Origin of the sequence: Tolypothrix sp. PCC 7601 (genome assembly GCF_025677855.1) — a bacterium.
Taxonomy (GTDB): Bacteria; Cyanobacteriota; Cyanobacteriia; order Cyanobacteriales; family Nostocaceae; genus Aulosira; species Aulosira diplosiphon.
Map to the genome: position 1 here is coordinate 6769534 of NZ_CP064879.1, position 14389 is coordinate 6783922.

Annotated in this window: 16 protein-coding genes; 7 read left to right on the forward strand and 9 right to left on the reverse strand. The window is 39.9% G+C overall.

The annotated features are described in order from the left end of the window. Window positions 1–177: 177 nt before the first annotated feature. The 3 genes from HG267_RS27250 to HG267_RS27260 form a co-directional block, all read right to left on the reverse strand. The gene (locus HG267_RS27250; RefSeq protein ID WP_045872349.1) at window positions 178–1284 is read right to left on the reverse strand and encodes a glycosyltransferase family 4 protein; all 1107 of its coding nucleotides are present in this window, start codon (window positions 1282–1284) and stop codon (window positions 178–180) included. Window positions 1285–1366: 82 nt separating this feature from the next. Then, complete coding sequence (locus HG267_RS27255; RefSeq protein ID WP_045872350.1) at window positions 1367–2206, reverse strand: hypothetical protein; 840 nt, start codon at window positions 2204–2206, stop codon at window positions 1367–1369. 127 nt (window positions 2207–2333) lie between these two features. Beyond that, window positions 2334–2561 (reverse strand): hypothetical protein, encoded by a 228-nt coding sequence (locus tag HG267_RS27260; protein WP_045872351.1) that lies wholly within the window; start codon window positions 2559–2561, stop codon window positions 2334–2336. Between the two features lie 373 nt (window positions 2562–2934). On the opposite strand from HG267_RS27260, the gene gloB reads away from it, so the two are divergent. The 4 genes from gloB (at window position 2935) to dnaB (ending at window position 7621) form a co-directional block, all read left to right on the forward strand. Then, a complete protein-coding gene (gene gloB / locus HG267_RS27265; protein ID WP_045872352.1) occupies window positions 2935–3708 on the forward strand; it encodes a hydroxyacylglutathione hydrolase in 774 nt (257 codons plus the stop codon). A gap of 36 nt (window positions 3709–3744) precedes the next feature. Continuing rightward, window positions 3745–4824, forward strand: a complete 1080-nt coding sequence (locus HG267_RS27270) for a DUF2817 domain-containing protein (RefSeq protein WP_045872353.1) — start codon at window positions 3745–3747, stop codon at window positions 4822–4824. A 165-nt stretch (window positions 4825–4989) separates the two neighbouring features. Further along, window positions 4990–5448 (forward strand): 50S ribosomal protein L9, encoded by a 459-nt coding sequence (gene rplI, locus HG267_RS27275; protein ID WP_045872354.1) that lies wholly within the window; start codon window positions 4990–4992, stop codon window positions 5446–5448. A gap of 289 nt (window positions 5449–5737) precedes the next feature. After that, a complete protein-coding gene (gene dnaB, locus HG267_RS27280) occupies window positions 5738–7621 on the forward strand; it encodes a replicative DNA helicase (protein WP_045872355.1) in 1884 nt (627 codons plus the stop codon). A gap of 85 nt (window positions 7622–7706) precedes the next feature. On the opposite strand, the gene HG267_RS27285 is transcribed toward dnaB, so the two are convergent. Further along, entirely contained in the window at window positions 7707–8231 is a 525-nt protein-coding gene (locus HG267_RS27285) for an FKBP-type peptidyl-prolyl cis-trans isomerase (RefSeq protein ID WP_045872356.1), read from the reverse strand. 78 nt (window positions 8232–8309) lie between these two features. Further along, the gene (locus HG267_RS27290) at window positions 8310–8633 is read right to left on the reverse strand and encodes a phasin family protein (RefSeq protein WP_045872357.1); all 324 of its coding nucleotides are present in this window, start codon (window positions 8631–8633) and stop codon (window positions 8310–8312) included. Window positions 8634–8843: 210 nt separating this feature from the next. On the opposite strand from HG267_RS27290, the gene HG267_RS27295 reads away from it, so the two are divergent. Then, window positions 8844–9152, forward strand: a complete 309-nt coding sequence (locus HG267_RS27295) for a TIGR03792 family protein (protein WP_045872447.1) — start codon at window positions 8844–8846, stop codon at window positions 9150–9152. A gap of 147 nt (window positions 9153–9299) precedes the next feature. On the opposite strand, the gene HG267_RS27300 is transcribed toward HG267_RS27295, so the two are convergent. Next, entirely contained in the window at window positions 9300–9803 is a 504-nt protein-coding gene (locus tag HG267_RS27300) for a 2TM domain-containing protein (RefSeq protein ID WP_045872358.1), read from the reverse strand. Between the two features lie 333 nt (window positions 9804–10136). Here HG267_RS27300 and HG267_RS27305 point away from each other — a divergent pair, with 333 nt between their 5' ends. Together HG267_RS27305 and HG267_RS27310 are read left to right on the forward strand one after the other, a co-directional pair. Beyond that, on the forward strand, window positions 10137–11057 hold the full coding sequence (locus HG267_RS27305; RefSeq protein WP_194007730.1) for a phosphodiester glycosidase family protein: 921 nt from the start codon (window positions 10137–10139) through the stop codon (window positions 11055–11057). A 125-nt stretch (window positions 11058–11182) separates the two neighbouring features. After that, window positions 11183–12307, forward strand: coding sequence for a site-2 protease family protein (locus HG267_RS27310; protein ID WP_045872359.1), 1125 nt, complete (start codon window positions 11183–11185; stop codon window positions 12305–12307). Window positions 12308–12789: 482 nt separating this feature from the next. Here the strand turns inward: HG267_RS27310 and HG267_RS27315 are convergent, their stop codons facing one another. Genes HG267_RS27315 through HG267_RS27325 form a run of 3 tightly spaced genes read right to left on the reverse strand, consistent with a single transcriptional unit; the run spans window position 12790 to window position 14051 of the window. Beyond that, window positions 12790–13104, reverse strand: a complete 315-nt coding sequence (locus tag HG267_RS27315; protein ID WP_309227632.1) for a PIN domain-containing protein — start codon at window positions 13102–13104, stop codon at window positions 12790–12792. Continuing rightward, window positions 13101–13382: a type II toxin-antitoxin system Phd/YefM family antitoxin gene (locus tag HG267_RS27320; RefSeq protein WP_045872361.1), complete on the reverse strand. Its 282-nt coding sequence runs from the start codon at window positions 13380–13382 to the stop codon at window positions 13101–13103. Before HG267_RS27320 ends, HG267_RS27315 begins: the two co-directional genes overlap by 4 nt. 30 nt (window positions 13383–13412) lie before the next feature. Next, a complete protein-coding gene (locus tag HG267_RS27325; protein ID WP_045872362.1) occupies window positions 13413–14051 on the reverse strand; it encodes a Uma2 family endonuclease in 639 nt (212 codons plus the stop codon). Window positions 14052–14389: the final 338 nt, after the last annotated feature.

The window sequence follows — 14389 nt, forward strand, 5'->3', positions numbered from 1 at the left end:
CAGTTCTGCGTATCATAATTTATTTATTATTAACACGAATATTACCGATGTCACTACATTGGCTAATTTTCATATTTATGATCAATTTTTTCAGGGTAAATACGTATTTTCTTAAAAAGAGAAATTTAAAAAAATATTAGTTTGTGAAAAAGATTTAATTTTTCTATAAAGATATATTCACAACCGAAAAATTACTGATTTTAAATGAAAAGCCATAGATTCCACACTATATTTTTCTATACATCGCTCACGTGATTTTCTACCACGGACATTTGCTGAATCTAAATCGTCAAATATTAATTGAATTGTTGTTGCAATTTGCTCTGGGTTAGCAGGTTCAACTAAATAACCAGTTTCACCCAAAATTTCGGGAATATCACCGACTTTTGTGGATAATACAGGTTTAGCCATTGACATTCCATCTGTAAGTTTCAGTGGAAATTGTGCGCGAGTTTCGGGTGTATCTCTTTGGGGAACAACAATAATGTGAGCAGCAGCCACTACATCAGGCATTATTTCAGCAGGATAATTAGGCAATTTGATAATCCAATTTCCCCAATTTTGTTGAAGTTGCTGATCGTAATCATCATAAGGACTACCACCAACAATTACTAACTTAAAGTCAGGTTGATTAATTTTATCTAGCGCTATGAGAACATCTTCTAAGCCTTTATAAGGTCGAGGAGCACCGGGAAACATTAAAATTTTATATGCAGATAAACCGTAGCGAATTCTGCTGTCTTCAGGTTGATATTTAGTTGGATCGAATAAAGATGTATCTTTGCCATTGGGAATTAAAGTACCGCCAAAACGCTGCTGGAGAAATTGAGTATGTACTGTCATAGCATCGGCATAATTTCTCCAATTCTCCATCCATTTGATATATAAAGGATGATGAGGATTTTTCAGCGCTCCATCTGGTTTAAATAAGTCCCTAGCTAATTGTTTAACTGTGGGTTGATATTTCCACTCATCACCACCATGCCAACTGAGTTCCCAGTCGTCTATATCTAAAACTATTGGCTTTTTGCTAGATATTTTTTTTAGTAAAGCGACTCCAAAACTGGCTAAATTCGGCTTAATTGCATAAACTATATCTCCTTTAATTTTGGGTATAATTTTGCGGATTTCTTGAGCAAAGCCTGGAAAATTGCTTCCAGGTAAATGGTAGATTTTAAATTCTGCTGGTAAATCGCTATATAATTTATTGCCAAATAAAAAACCAATAATTTCTACCTCAATATCTAAAGTTTTAATAGCTTTACCTAACAAGTAGGCACGCATAATAGCAGCACTTGATAAATCAGAGACTATTATTGATACTAGGGAAATGTTTTTCACTTATTTATTAATTAATTAATTAAAATTATTTAGTACGCCAAGGGTTAGTAATTTGATTTGGCATAAATAGTGGAGCTAATTTATCGAATATTCTCGTGTAAACAGAGCGAGTCACATCTTTAGCATATTGAGGTCGGTAAGGGTAAGTACAGTGCAATACTTTAATTCCCTCATGAATGTTGTAACATTCCTTCCATTTGCTGAGATAGTTATAGGTAGGAGGTAAGACTTTTATCTTTGGTTTAACAGTGGCGATCGCAGCTGCAAAAGCACCTTGGTCTTTTAATAGCAATTTATCTTGATTATTCTTGATAATTTCAAAATAATGCTTGAATTCATCAAAAAATTTGGCAGTTATTTCTGTTTTGCGAAAAGCAATAAAGCCACCATTGTATTGAATACTATCTTCCTGAAGTGGTAAACCTATAGCTTGTAAAGTTGGCAGAACATCTGCTAATATATCTTGCTGTTTACCTCTCAATAAATTTGTGGCTTTAATAATACTAGGCTGTACATCCTCGGTTAATAATAAATCTTCCATTTCTAAAGCTTCAAATACATCATTAATTGGTGATAGTAAGCAAATATCTGAATCTAAGTAGATGGTTTTTTGGAATTCCGAAGCTACATATAAAGCTAATTTTGCTTCTCGTGATGCTAAAACAGTATTTTCATTTGCTGGTGCAGGTTTTAAAATGACATTTTTGAAAGCTTTTAAGAAAAGGTAGAAGATTGGCGGAACTCGGTCAATTAAAATAATGATTGGCTCTTGATGAAATTTTCTCACAGATGCCAAAAAATGAATGCAGTCTTGAAAAGAATACATTCCTGTTAAAATAGTAATAAATCCTCTTTCAAAATTCATAATTAATATAATATTTATTATTTAACAGCGAATGCTTGCTGCTTAAACAACAAGCATTCGCTAAATCTTAAACTTTATGGTTTAGTTTCATTACTTTCAGAAAAAATAATGAATTACTTATCGTTTATTACCAATCCAATAATTTCAGTTGTCCTGTTTGGATATGATCGAAGACACGATTAATCAGGCGGCGTTCTCCCTCAGAAATATCACCATTAGCCAAAATAGTAGATGTCAGTAAAGTATGGTCTTGACGGCTCATTGTGCCTGATGAAATAATTTTATCGACAATTTTCTTCACAGCAGTTTCTGCTGGGGTACTGATGCTTGGATAAAGCAAGGCTGGGGAATTCATAAATCTCCTATAGATGCAAGTGAGCATGACAATATTTGCTAGACCTCTGTATTGCAAAAGGTTGGCAGGAAAATTTTTGAAATATTAAATTTTCTTGAATTAAACAAATATTGTTGATGCCTGATGACCGAAATTCTTTTTGTCGTAAGACAAGAAGAACAACATTAATCTAGCGTCGCATTTATGCTTCTTTCCAGAGAGATTGTACTGATTAATCTCATTACTTAATAAGTACCTTCACCCTCACCACCGGGAAAATACGGTTTTTCACGCTGATGTCTCATGATTTTTCCCGCTAAAATGAACAAAATATAAATAATTCGTATAGCTAGTACAAATAGCTCTGATGTTCTGCTCTGAGGAAATTGAGTTTATGCAGGTCATTCGTCTGGAAGCACTCTCGGATAACTATATATTCTTGCTGTACGATCGCACGCAAAATATCGCCGCTGCTGTCGATCCCGCAGAGGCTGAACCTGTATTCAGGAAACTAACCGAACTTAACGCTAAGTTAGTAGCGATTTTTAACACCCACCACCATCACGATCATGTGGGTGGTAATCAGCAGTTGATGCAAAAATTTCCTGAGCTAACAGTCTATGCTGGAGTCGAGGATCGGGGAAGAATCCCAGGACAAACAGTTTTTCTTGAAGATGGCTCTCATGTACAGTTTGGCGATCGCGTCGCTGGAGTCATCTTCGTTCCTGGACATACCCGCGCGCACATTGCTTACTATTTTCCCCCAGAAGTAGCTGGGGAACCAGGGGACTTATTCTGTGGCGATACTCTATTTGCAGGGGGTTGTGGTCGTATATTTGAAGGGACTCCTGCACAAATGGTGAACTCGTTAAATAAACTGCGCTCTCTACCTGATAATACAAAAGTCTGGTGCGCCCATGAATATACGTTAAAAAATTTACAATTTGCCTTAACTGTTGATGGTGAAAACGCTGACTTACAAAAACGCTTTGATGAAGTGAAAGCCTACCGTAGCCAGGGAAAAGCTACCATTCCTTCAACGATAGGGGTGGAGAAAAGTACCAATCCTTTTTTACGCTGGGAACAGCCAACACTACAATCAGCGGCTAAAAGTAACGATCCGGTGCAGACTTTTGCGCGGATCAGGGGGATGAAAGATAAATTTTAGCTATTTGGGTTTTGGGGTTTGGTTTTTGGTGTTTGTATGCTTGATGATGCTGGTTTTTCTCCTAATTACAACGCAGCACGGAAGCGGTTTCGGGATGCGGCGTTAGCTTTGGGATGTAGCTTAGAAGCATATCCCATAGAGCAAATAGGGCCAGATGGGGCAGATTTAACTATTGATGTGGCTTTTTTAGGAAACCCCAACTCGCAAAAAATTGTAGTTGTCTCTAGTGGATTGCATGGCGTGGAGGGATTTTTTGGTTCGGCTGTGCAATGTGCTTTGCTAGAGAAGCGTCTGGTAAATTGGAACCAAAGCCAAGGGATTGCTTTATTACTTTTACACGCCTTGAATCCTTACGGCTTTGCTTGGCGCAGGCGGTGGAATGAGGAGAATATCGACCTCAACCGTAATTTTCTGCTACCTGGCGAAGTATATAGTGGGAGTCCGGCAAAATATGGTGAGTTAAATGCTTTTTTCAATCCAACTTCACCACCATCTCAGTTTGAGCCATTTCTGTTAAAGGCGATCGCAATTATTCTCCGCTATGGCATCAATTCTTTAACCAGCACGCTACCAGTAGGACAATATGATTTTCCCCAAGGGTTATTTTTTGGCGGACATCAACCCTCAAAGACTTATCAGATTCTGGATAATAATTTTGCTCGGTGGATGGGGAATGCCACAGATGTCGTACATATTGACTTACATACAGGGTTAGGTAAGAAGGCAACCTATAAACTTTTTATTGATTATTCGCCGGAGTCTGAGTCTACCCAATGGCTAATTGCGAAGTTTGGTGCGAATTATGTGGAACCTTATCTAGCCAGAAAAGTTGCTTACAAGTTTCGTGGGGGTTTGGGAAATTGGTGTCAGGCAAAAGTTTCCCAATGTAATTACAGGTATCTTACCGCAGAATTTGGTACTTATTCAGTCATTCAAGTAGTGGAGGCATTACGAGCCGAAAACCGCGCTCATTTCTTTTCGCCAGCAAATCACCCATCTAAAGAATCGACAAGCCAGCGCTTAATGGAAGTTTTTGTGCCTGCGGATCGGGGTTGGCGGAATGCGGTAGTCTCCCAAGGACTAGATTTGGTAGATCGCGCGATCGCGGCGCTATAAGCAATACAATTTTTTTGCACCCTAATAGTTGCGATCGCCCCCTGCGATTCGCTAGGATCTGTAAGCTTTAGGGTATTGACCAAGCCGCTTGGGATACAGCTACACATCTGTGAGCTATCCGGCTGCACCCCAAGTTAATGAGATTCTACAGGAAAACGAAAAACAATGGTGAAACGCGTACAGTTAGTTTTAACTCAAGATGTGAGTAAGTTGGGAAAATTAGGAGATTTAGTAGATGTAGCTCCTGGCTATGCTCGTAATTATCTAATTCCGCAAAAATTAGCAACTCATGCTACTCCTGGTATTCTCAAGCAAGTAGAACGCCGTCGTGAACAAGAACGTCAACGGCAATTAGAGCTGAGACAACAAGCTTTAGAACAACAAGCAGCTTTAGAAAAAATTAGCAGCTTGAAAATTGCCAAGCAGGTTGGTGAAAACGAAGCTATTTTCGGTACTGTTACCGCTCAAGACGTTGCAGATGCAATTCAAGCAGCTACAAATCAAGAAATTGATCGTCGCGGTATTACACTTCCCGATATTAACCACCTGGGCACTTACAAAGCTGAAATTAAGCTACATTCAGAAGTAACCGCACAAGTAACTATTGAAGTTGTTGCTAGCTAACTGAATTAATTACTAATTCGTAATTCGTAATTCGTAGTTTGTGAGGCAGTACAGTCTTGGGGTCTCCCCAAGTTAAGTAACTGCCGAACCCAAAGGGTAATTCGTAATTTATTTAGGATACAGAATAAGTTGATTTGTTGAGGTCACAAGACAAATATTTTTGCTGATTTCTAGTTACTAAATTCATCTACGGACTAATCAAGAATTACGAATTCACAATTACGAATTATTGGCAATTTTTTATCATCAAGGTAACAAAGCAATCTGGCTCGCCAGTTGAACATCGCTTATGGCTGAAGAACTAAGTTTTCAGGGCAATGGTAGCGATCGCCTTCCACCCCAAAATATTGAGGCAGAAGAAGCGATTTTGGGGGGGATTTTGCTCGATCCAGAAGCGATTGGAAGAGTCAGCGATCGCTTAGTTGCCGAAGCTTTTTACATTAGCGCCCATAAAGATATTTATCAAGCAGCATTGCGACTACACGCGCAGGGTAAACCTACAGACTTACTAGCAGTGACAAGTTGGCTAGCGGATCACGATTTGCTCAATCGGATTGGCGGGAGAAATAAATTAGCCACCCTTGTAGATCGCACAGTGTCAGCCGTCAATATTGACGCTTTAGCAAGCTTAGTCATGGATAAATACCAGCGGCGACAGTTAATTAAAGCTGGTAATGAAATTGTTCATCTTGGTTACGAAACAGAGAAAGAATTACCAATTGTTTTAGATCAAGCAGAACAAAAAGTATTTGGCATTACTCAAGAACGTGCCCAATCAGGATTAGTTCATATTTCAGATACATTAATTAGTAATTTTCAGGATATTGAAGAGCGAAATCAAGGTATTGCTTTACCTGGAATTACTTGTAGTTTTTACGATTTAGATGCTCTTACTAGTGGCTTTCAGCGTTCTGATTTGATTATTGTGGCTGCAAGGCCGGCAATGGGGAAAACAGCATTTTGCCTGAACCTTGCTTATAATATTGCTGCTTCTCATAGAATGCCAGTTGCTGTTTTCAGTTTAGAAATGTCTAAAGAACAACTGGTACAGCGTCTATTAGCAAGTGAAGCAGGAATTGAAAGTGGTTATTTAAGAAGTGGCAGACTTAGTCAAGCACAATGGGAACCTTTAAGCCGCGCTATTGGTATGCTTTCAGAGATGCCAATTTTTATTGATGACACGCCAAATATTACAGTAACCCAAATGCGTAGTCAGGCAAGACGATTGCAAGCCGAACAAGGCATGGAACTGGGTTTAATTGTGATAGATTACTTGCAATTGATGGAAGGAGCAGGTGATAACCGTGTACAAGAATTATCTAAAATTACACGTTCTTTAAAAGGTTTAGCGCGGGAATTATCGGTTCCAGTTATTGCTTTATCTCAGTTAAGTCGAGGGGTGGAAGCACGTACTAATAAACGCCCAATGCTGTCAGATTTAAGAGAATCTGGATGTTTAACTGGCGATACTTTAGTGACCTTAGCAGATACTGGAGTACAAGTACCAATTCGTAATTTAGTAGGCAAATCTGGCTTTTCAGTTTTGGCATTAAATGAAGCGACAATGCAGTTAGAAAAAGCAATAGTTAGTAATGCCTTTTCAACAGGAGTCAAGCCTATATTTTTATTAAAAACTCGTTTAGGGCGTAAAATTCGAGCCACAGGTAATCACAAATTTTTAACTATTAATGGCTGGAAGAGACTGGACAGTTTAGAAATAGGAGATCGCCTAGCTTTACCAATGCAATCTTTAGCTGATGTTGCTCATTGTGGAACAACACTTTATAAGCAAAATGTGAGCCGAGAAAGAGCTTCAAGACTGGCTACAGTTGTCAAATCAGCAGAAATAAATCTTTTAGCTAATAGCGATATTTATTGGGATGAAATCGTTGCAATCCAACCTGATGGGGAAGAAGAAGTTTATGATTTAACAGTTCCTAATCTACATAATTTCATTGCAAACAACATCATAGTTCATAATTCTATTGAACAGGATGCGGATTTAGTAATCATGTTATATAGGGACGATTACTACAATAATGATAGTCCCGATCGCGGTATTGCAGAAGTGATAGTAGCTAAACACCGTAACGGCCCAACAGGTACAGTTAAACTTTTATTCGATCCTCAGTTTACAAAGTTTAAAAACCTAGCCAGGCCCAATAATTATTAACTAGTAATTATTAAATAATTGATTACTGGGGCTAGAACAGAATTCAATCCCCAGTCCCTAGTCCCCAGTCCCCAGTCCCTAATCCCTAGTTAACATCTAGTAATTCCACGTCAAAAATCAGGGTAGCGTTGGGTGGAATTACACCACCAGCACCACGAGCGCCATAACCTAACTCTGGCGGGATAATTAGCTGACGACTACCGCCGACTTTCATTGTACTGAGTCCTTCGTCCCAGCCTTTGATCACTTGTCCGCGTCCGATATTAAACTCGAAAGGACGATTGCGATCGCGTGAACTATCAAACTTTGTACCATCTTTTAGAGTGCCGGTGTAGTGAACTACAACCTTTTGTCCGGTTTGAGGAGTTGCACCAGTCCCCTCTTTTAGTTCAATGTACTTCAATCCAGAAGGGGTAGTGACAGCATTGGCATCAGACATAGTATTGCTCGCAATCAAGGTATTGTTTTCAGGGACAGCTATGGCTGCTGGTGTTGGTTGGCTGAGATTAGCAGCAATGGCAGAGTCTTGTTTACTGCCGCCAATTTGCGCTAATACTAAAACCACAACACACGCCAGCATTAATCCAACGCTGAGTATAATTGCTTTCAAAATTAACCCTCCCTACTTAGGTAGTTTGGAAAAAATGACCAATAGGACACAAATTAGTTTAAAGCACAAAGTGATATCCTAACGCCAAAGCTTATTTTCTAAATCCCGCACTTGACGTTCTAAACGGTCAATTCTACCCCGTAGCTCGTCTACCTCTGACTGACGAGCTACTCCTAAATCTTGCATCATATTACGCATTTGCCGTTGCATCTGAGTTTCCCAAGTGCCTTGCTCTGATCGCAACTGCTGTACAATATCATCCATCACAGCTTTTGCTTGCTCAGGATTCAGCTTGCCATCTTTGACTAATTCATCACTGACTTGTCGCAGTTTGTCAGCTACTAAAGATGTTGTGCCAATACCAAGCATTACTAACTGCTGCATCCAATTGTTATTATCCATACTCCCTTCCTCTTAATTATTTAAAACTAGCTAATCGCGGGCAAATCCCACAACCAAACATGATAATCACTCTTCTCTAGTCCCTAGCCCCTAATTTGAAGACAGCCAGCCCTTGCTATAACTTCTACGCAAATCAGCTATGCTAAAAGCGTAGTTACTCTAGCCTACAACTCTATTTTGGCAAATTGGCAAATACAAGGAATGCAGGGCATAGTTATAGAATTCCTTAAGTTTAAAATTCCTTCCCAGATGCAGGAAATCTTTATCCAGAAGGATGCGGAAATCTGGACAACAGCCCTTGCTCAATATTCTGGGTTCCTGGGTAAAGAAGTTTGGCTGAATCCCCAAGATCCTACAGAAATTATATTTGTGATTCGTTGGGCAACAAAAGAGCAATGGCAAGCTATACCGCTAGAAGAATTAGCAGCTATTGAACAAAAGTTTGCTGTAGCCTTGGGAGATACTTATGAGTTGGTGGAGTCAGCAGAGTATCAACAAGGTTTGGGGGGAAAAGGTTAAAGGGTAAGGGTTAAAGGTTCTTGTTTTGCCTTTTATCCTTGTGTCCTTCACCCACAAATATTTAATGATATCCAAGTAAGTCATGAGCCATCAGAAAGCCTGACAAATGACAGCCCTTAGCAGTTCTCTTTAATTTCGCCGTACTACTTAAGTCTGCAATGCTTTAAAACACCTATTCAAAACTGAATTGATAGTTTGTTTAATTTGGTGTGTGCGATTCCAGCGTTGGAAAGCTTTTTCGTAGTCTTCACCTTGAGTTTGGAAGGTATTCCAGATATCAAGCCCCACCAAGAAACTACAGAATAGCAAAATATACAGTGCCCAAGAGACACCGCCACCACTAATTAAATCAACTAGGATAAAAAAAGCATTGACGATCGCATAATTGCCCAAACGCTTTTTAAATCTACCTCGGCGGTAAAGGTTAAAAACTTGCCGACGTTGCACTTCGCTCTGTTGCACTTGCCAGTCGCGTTCTGCTAGTTGTAAGGTATCTGGAGAAATTTCTAACTCAGCGGCGATTTCTATTAACTCCTGATAGGAAAATTCTCTATCTATATTTTCAGCATGACTTGCGATCGCCAACTGGAGAATCTGCTGTACCTCTTCTTGGCTATAAGAACGGATGCTTTTTGGTTCAAATGCCGTCATAATTCTTTCTCTAAGTATTAATTTTAATAACGATTTACCGCTCGATAGAAGTTGCCTAACTACGCCAGCACCATGAGCACTATTTTCATTATGTCTACACTAACAAATCTAGATAGTGTCTTAGGTAGGAATTTCTAGAAAAATCTCCCAGTACAGTTTTTCTCTTTGGAACGAAAGCAGAGAGTTTTCTGACGCACCACAACCTATCAGACAGTACGTTAGGCTAACACTATAACTTTAGTTAGTAGATTTCTTCGTCAGAATTACATAGACTGCAATTTTGATATTAGGGGTGCATAAACATGAGATTGACTGCTGTTACTTAATTGAGCTATGCATCATCGCTACAAAGTTTACATCAGAAGATTTTTGCTGGCAGGTCTTTCTAGCTTGCTTTTAGCACCCGCACTGTTCTATGGATGGTTGTGTATTTTACGTCCATCCCGAAGCGATCGCCAGCAAGTATTGTTTCAGGGAATTGTGTATCAACGTCGCGCTGTTTCCCAGATGCGTCCAGTGATGCTTCATATCGTCACTATTGACTTGAGCGCGCCGGGAGTCAAACCTTTGGTAACTCCCGGCTTACCTGAGAAAGGTAAAAAAACTAACGCCCGAACTACCTCAGAATTTCTGAATGAATTTAAGTTGCAATTGGCGGTAAATGGAAGTTATTTCCATCATTTTTATGAAAAATCTCCTTGGGACTACTATCCTCATAGCGGCGATCCTTCCTATCCTTTAGGAGAAGTCATTTCTAATGGACATCGTTATTCCAAGCCAGAAGAAAATAAGGCTGTGCTGTGCTTTGCCCAAAATAATCTGGCGCAAATCTTTGCTAATGGCAAATGCCCAAAAGATACATTTCAAGCCATTGCAGGGCAAGAAATGTTAGTTACTGAGGGCAAGCCTGTGATTTCTCATCTACAAGAAAATAAACCTTACCCACGTTTAGCAGCAGCAATCAACCAGAAGGGTAATAAACTCTGGCTAATTGCTGTAGATGGCAAACAACCTTTCTATAGTGAAGGATTGACTCTCACTGAATTAACCAAGACTGCTATAGATTTAGGTGCTGATGCTGCAATCAATATGGATGGTGGTGGTTCAGTCACACTAGTTATGGGAAAAGCTAATGGCGCAAAGATATTAAATGCTCCTGCTCATACCAAACTACCTATGCGGGAACGTCCAGTTGGCAATCATTTAGGTTTTTACGCTTTGCCGACATCTGTAAACACAGCTAAATCGAAATAACCGCACCTATAAAGACGGACACCCCTACCAACAGAAAGATTAATGTTCGTTTACATTTCGTTACACTGGAAACATCAAGAGGAATGAAAGCAAACCTCTAGAAACAAAAATCAAAGGTGAACGACATGAATGGCACAATACGCGTTGGTAATCTCTTTGGGATTCCCTTCTATATCCATCCGTCGTGGTTTTTAGTTCTGGGTTTAGTAACTTGGACTTATAGCAGCGGACTGATGGGGCAATTCCCGCAATTATCTGGAGGACTAGCTTTAGTACTAGGATTGATGACAGCGCTGTTGTTATTTGCCTCTGTCGTCGCCCATGAATTAGGACATAGCTTTGTAGCTATTCGCCAAGGAATTGATGTTAAATCAATCACATTATTTATCTTTGGTGGTTTAGCCAGCTTAGAGAAAGAATCGAAAACCCCTGGTGAAGCTTTTTGGGTAGCGATCGCAGGGCCGTTAGTTAGTCTCTTAATCTGCGGTTTAACTACAGGTATTGGTTACGCTACAGCCGCCACCGGGCCACTCGCAGCAATATTAGGTGTGTTAGCTGCTGTTAACCTGGCATTAGCGCTATTTAACCTCATTCCTGGCTTGCCCTTAGATGGGGGTAATATACTGAAAGCCTTAGTTTGGAAGATTACAGGCAATCCTTATAAAGGCGTGACTTTTGCCAGCCGAGTTGGACAGATATTTGGTTGGGTTGCGATCGCTTCTGGTTTACTTCCCATACTATTCTTCGGTAGCTTTGCGAATATCTGGAACTTGTTAATCGGGTTCTTCTTGCTGCAAAACGCAGGTAACGCCGCGCAATTTGCTAGAGTCCAAGAAAAACTCACAGGTTTAACTGCTGCGGATGTTGTCACCCCAAATAGTCCGATTGTTTCTGCTAACCTAACTCTTAGAGAATTCGCTGATGAACGCATCTTAAGTGGCGAACAATGGCATCGCTTCTTAGTAACCGATGATGAAGGACAATTAGTAGGTGCGATCGCAGCTCATGATTTGCGAACCATCCCTACAGCCGAGTGGTCAGAAACTCAAGTTAAACAAGTAATGCGACCAATTGCAGAATCTACCACAGTCCAATCAGACAAGCCATTAGTAGAAGTAGTTCAGCTACTTGAACAACAACAAATCTCTGCACTTCCTGTAATTCGTGAAAATGGCGTACTCGTGGGAATTTTAGAGAAAGCTGCGATTATCCAACTACTACAACGCAGATCTCAATTTAACCCTGCATAGTTTTCCCATCACATAGACTCCTTCTCAACCCTCCCTCAGAATTTCTGAGGGAATTTTTTATAGGAAATTTTTACTAAGTTTGCTTTGATCGCCATATTTTTAGATCAATACGCTTAGGTTAAGCTCATTAGCGATTGATTTGTCACTGATTAAAAAAGCTCTTTCAATTGGGGGAGAATCCCCCAAACCCCCGATTGGGTGACGGTTGCGTCCCCCAAACCCCCTCCAAAATTATTATTCTGTTTTTTGTTGATTTTGAATGGTCTGTTTCTCTTACAAAGTTTGGCGGGACGGAAACCGACACCGCCAACTTTGCGCTATTTACGCCGTGCTGTACTAGTTTTTTGGTTTTGTTATCAATTAATTTTCTTAACTGATTAGATAACAAACCAGTTCTCTATTTTCAAGTTTTGAAAATCTGCATAGTCTGAAATATTATTTGTTACCAGAGTGAGATTATTCACTTGAGCGATCGCAGCAATTTATCCATCTGCATAAGCTGGAGGTTTACCAATTAATGTCAACCTTGCTCGTGCTAGGGCAAACCATTCAGATGCGGCGACATTGTAGGGAAGAATGGGAATATTTGGTTCAATTATATCTTGCAAATACTGCTCAATTCTCTCTCGCTTTCTAGAAGCTGGCAGACGATAGCAACCAAATAATAATTCATGCCATGTAACTGAGGAAATAGTAACTTCTCCCTGATACCGTTGCAACATAGAGATAATAGTCGGATTCGGTTGTAACTTCAATGGTTCAGAGATGATGTTAGTATCCAATAAGAAAAGACTCAAAGATTCACCTCACGCCCAGAAGATTTATCGCGTACATCCTGCCATACTTCATCGGGATTAATATCGATGCCTTCTTCTATGATTTCTTGGCGAAATTTTGTGACAGATTCCCAAAAACGAGGGCTTTTATTCAACAATCTCTCGTATTCTGCAGATGACAGAATAACTGCTACTTGCTGACCTTGCCGTGTAATCTGTATCGGTTCGCCTTGTTCAACTTCTTCAATAATTCTGTTAAAGTTAACCGGAATTTCTTCAATTGAATATTGCTGAGACATAAATATTTAACTCTATTGATTCTTAAAAGTTTATAGCTGGCGAAATTGGCTTTTCAAGTCGCGCAACATTTTACTGGTTCCTCTATCAATGGCTTTTTGCACCATTTGAGGAATTAGTTCGGTTAAGGGTAGATCCGGAAAGATGGGACTGATGGAAGCTTCCACATAGCCTTCATTAGAAAGAAGATATATTTTTAACTGTTTGTTGCGGTAAATCCAAACTTCGGGAATACCCATCGCTTCGTAAGCATCAAGGGTGGTTGTAGAGGTAACATCAGACTCTATGGCTAAATCTGGCGGTGGATACTCTGTTAAATCCAAATTGGTACAGCCTTGTACTCGGCCAGCGTTTTGGATGTAGAAGCAAGTATCTGGTTCAATACCAGCAATTTCTGGACGTTTTAGAGTAGTTGAACCGAAATCTTCCCAATCTCGTTCTTGAATATCCAAAATAGCTTTGACGACATCGGCAATAATGCGGTGGGGACGTTCATGCAAGGCTAGTGGGGACATGATTTCTAAAATCCCTCGGTAGTAAGTGACGCGACTACTGCGCTTTTCTCCTAAGTCGGTGAGAATTTGCTCAAAGTCTTGCCAGGAGAGGTTAGAGATCATAATCTGGCTACCGGGAGTAAGTTCGATAGCTTGAATAGGGACGCTGACGCTCATCTTTTTGCTTCACTAACTCCTGCGCTATTTCTTCCATACTGACACGCCACTTGCCAGTATGAAGCCGTTGCATTATTTCCTTATCCTAAGTAAGTCGGCATTTAAATACTACCAATTCTGCATTCGGGTTCAGGTTTAAATTTTGGTTTGTGGTCAGCTGTCAATTATCATTGAAGAGTTAAGGCGATCGCACTACACGCTTGTACCCTCTGATATCGCTAGTGTTCGGTAGTTGCTTTACAAAATGTGATAACAAGAGATTATGAAGATGGGTTATACCCCTCACCACCAAAATGTTATACTCTGTTAACAATATACGCTCATGCTCTCAAAAGCTA

Coding starts and splice junctions, on each gene's coding strand:
- HG267_RS27250 (WP_045872349.1), bottom strand. CDS start 1,284: ATGCGTGCCTACTTGTTAGGTAAAGCTATTAAAACTTTAGATATTGAG.
- HG267_RS27255 (WP_045872350.1), bottom strand. CDS start 2,206: ATGAATTTTGAAAGAGGATTTATTACTATTTTAACAGGAATGTATTCT.
- HG267_RS27260 (WP_045872351.1), bottom strand. CDS start 2,561: ATGAATTCCCCAGCCTTGCTTTATCCAAGCATCAGTACCCCAGCAGAA.
- gloB (WP_045872352.1), top strand. CDS start 2,935: ATGCAGGTCATTCGTCTGGAAGCACTCTCGGATAACTATATATTCTTG.
- HG267_RS27270 (WP_045872353.1), top strand. CDS start 3,745: ATGCTTGATGATGCTGGTTTTTCTCCTAATTACAACGCAGCACGGAAG.
- rplI (WP_045872354.1), top strand. CDS start 4,990: ATGGTGAAACGCGTACAGTTAGTTTTAACTCAAGATGTGAGTAAGTTG.
- dnaB (WP_045872355.1), top strand. CDS start 5,738: ATGGCTGAAGAACTAAGTTTTCAGGGCAATGGTAGCGATCGCCTTCCA.
- HG267_RS27290 (WP_045872357.1), bottom strand. CDS start 8,633: ATGGATAATAACAATTGGATGCAGCAGTTAGTAATGCTTGGTATTGGC.
- HG267_RS27300 (WP_045872358.1), bottom strand. CDS start 9,803: ATGACGGCATTTGAACCAAAAAGCATCCGTTCTTATAGCCAAGAAGAG.
- HG267_RS27305 (WP_194007730.1), top strand. CDS start 10,137: ATGCATCATCGCTACAAAGTTTACATCAGAAGATTTTTGCTGGCAGGT.
- HG267_RS27310 (WP_045872359.1), top strand. CDS start 11,183: ATGAATGGCACAATACGCGTTGGTAATCTCTTTGGGATTCCCTTCTAT.
- HG267_RS27320 (WP_045872361.1), bottom strand. CDS start 13,382: ATGTCTCAGCAATATTCAATTGAAGAAATTCCGGTTAACTTTAACAGA.
- HG267_RS27325 (WP_045872362.1), bottom strand. CDS start 14,051: ATGAGCGTCAGCGTCCCTATTCAAGCTATCGAACTTACTCCCGGTAGC.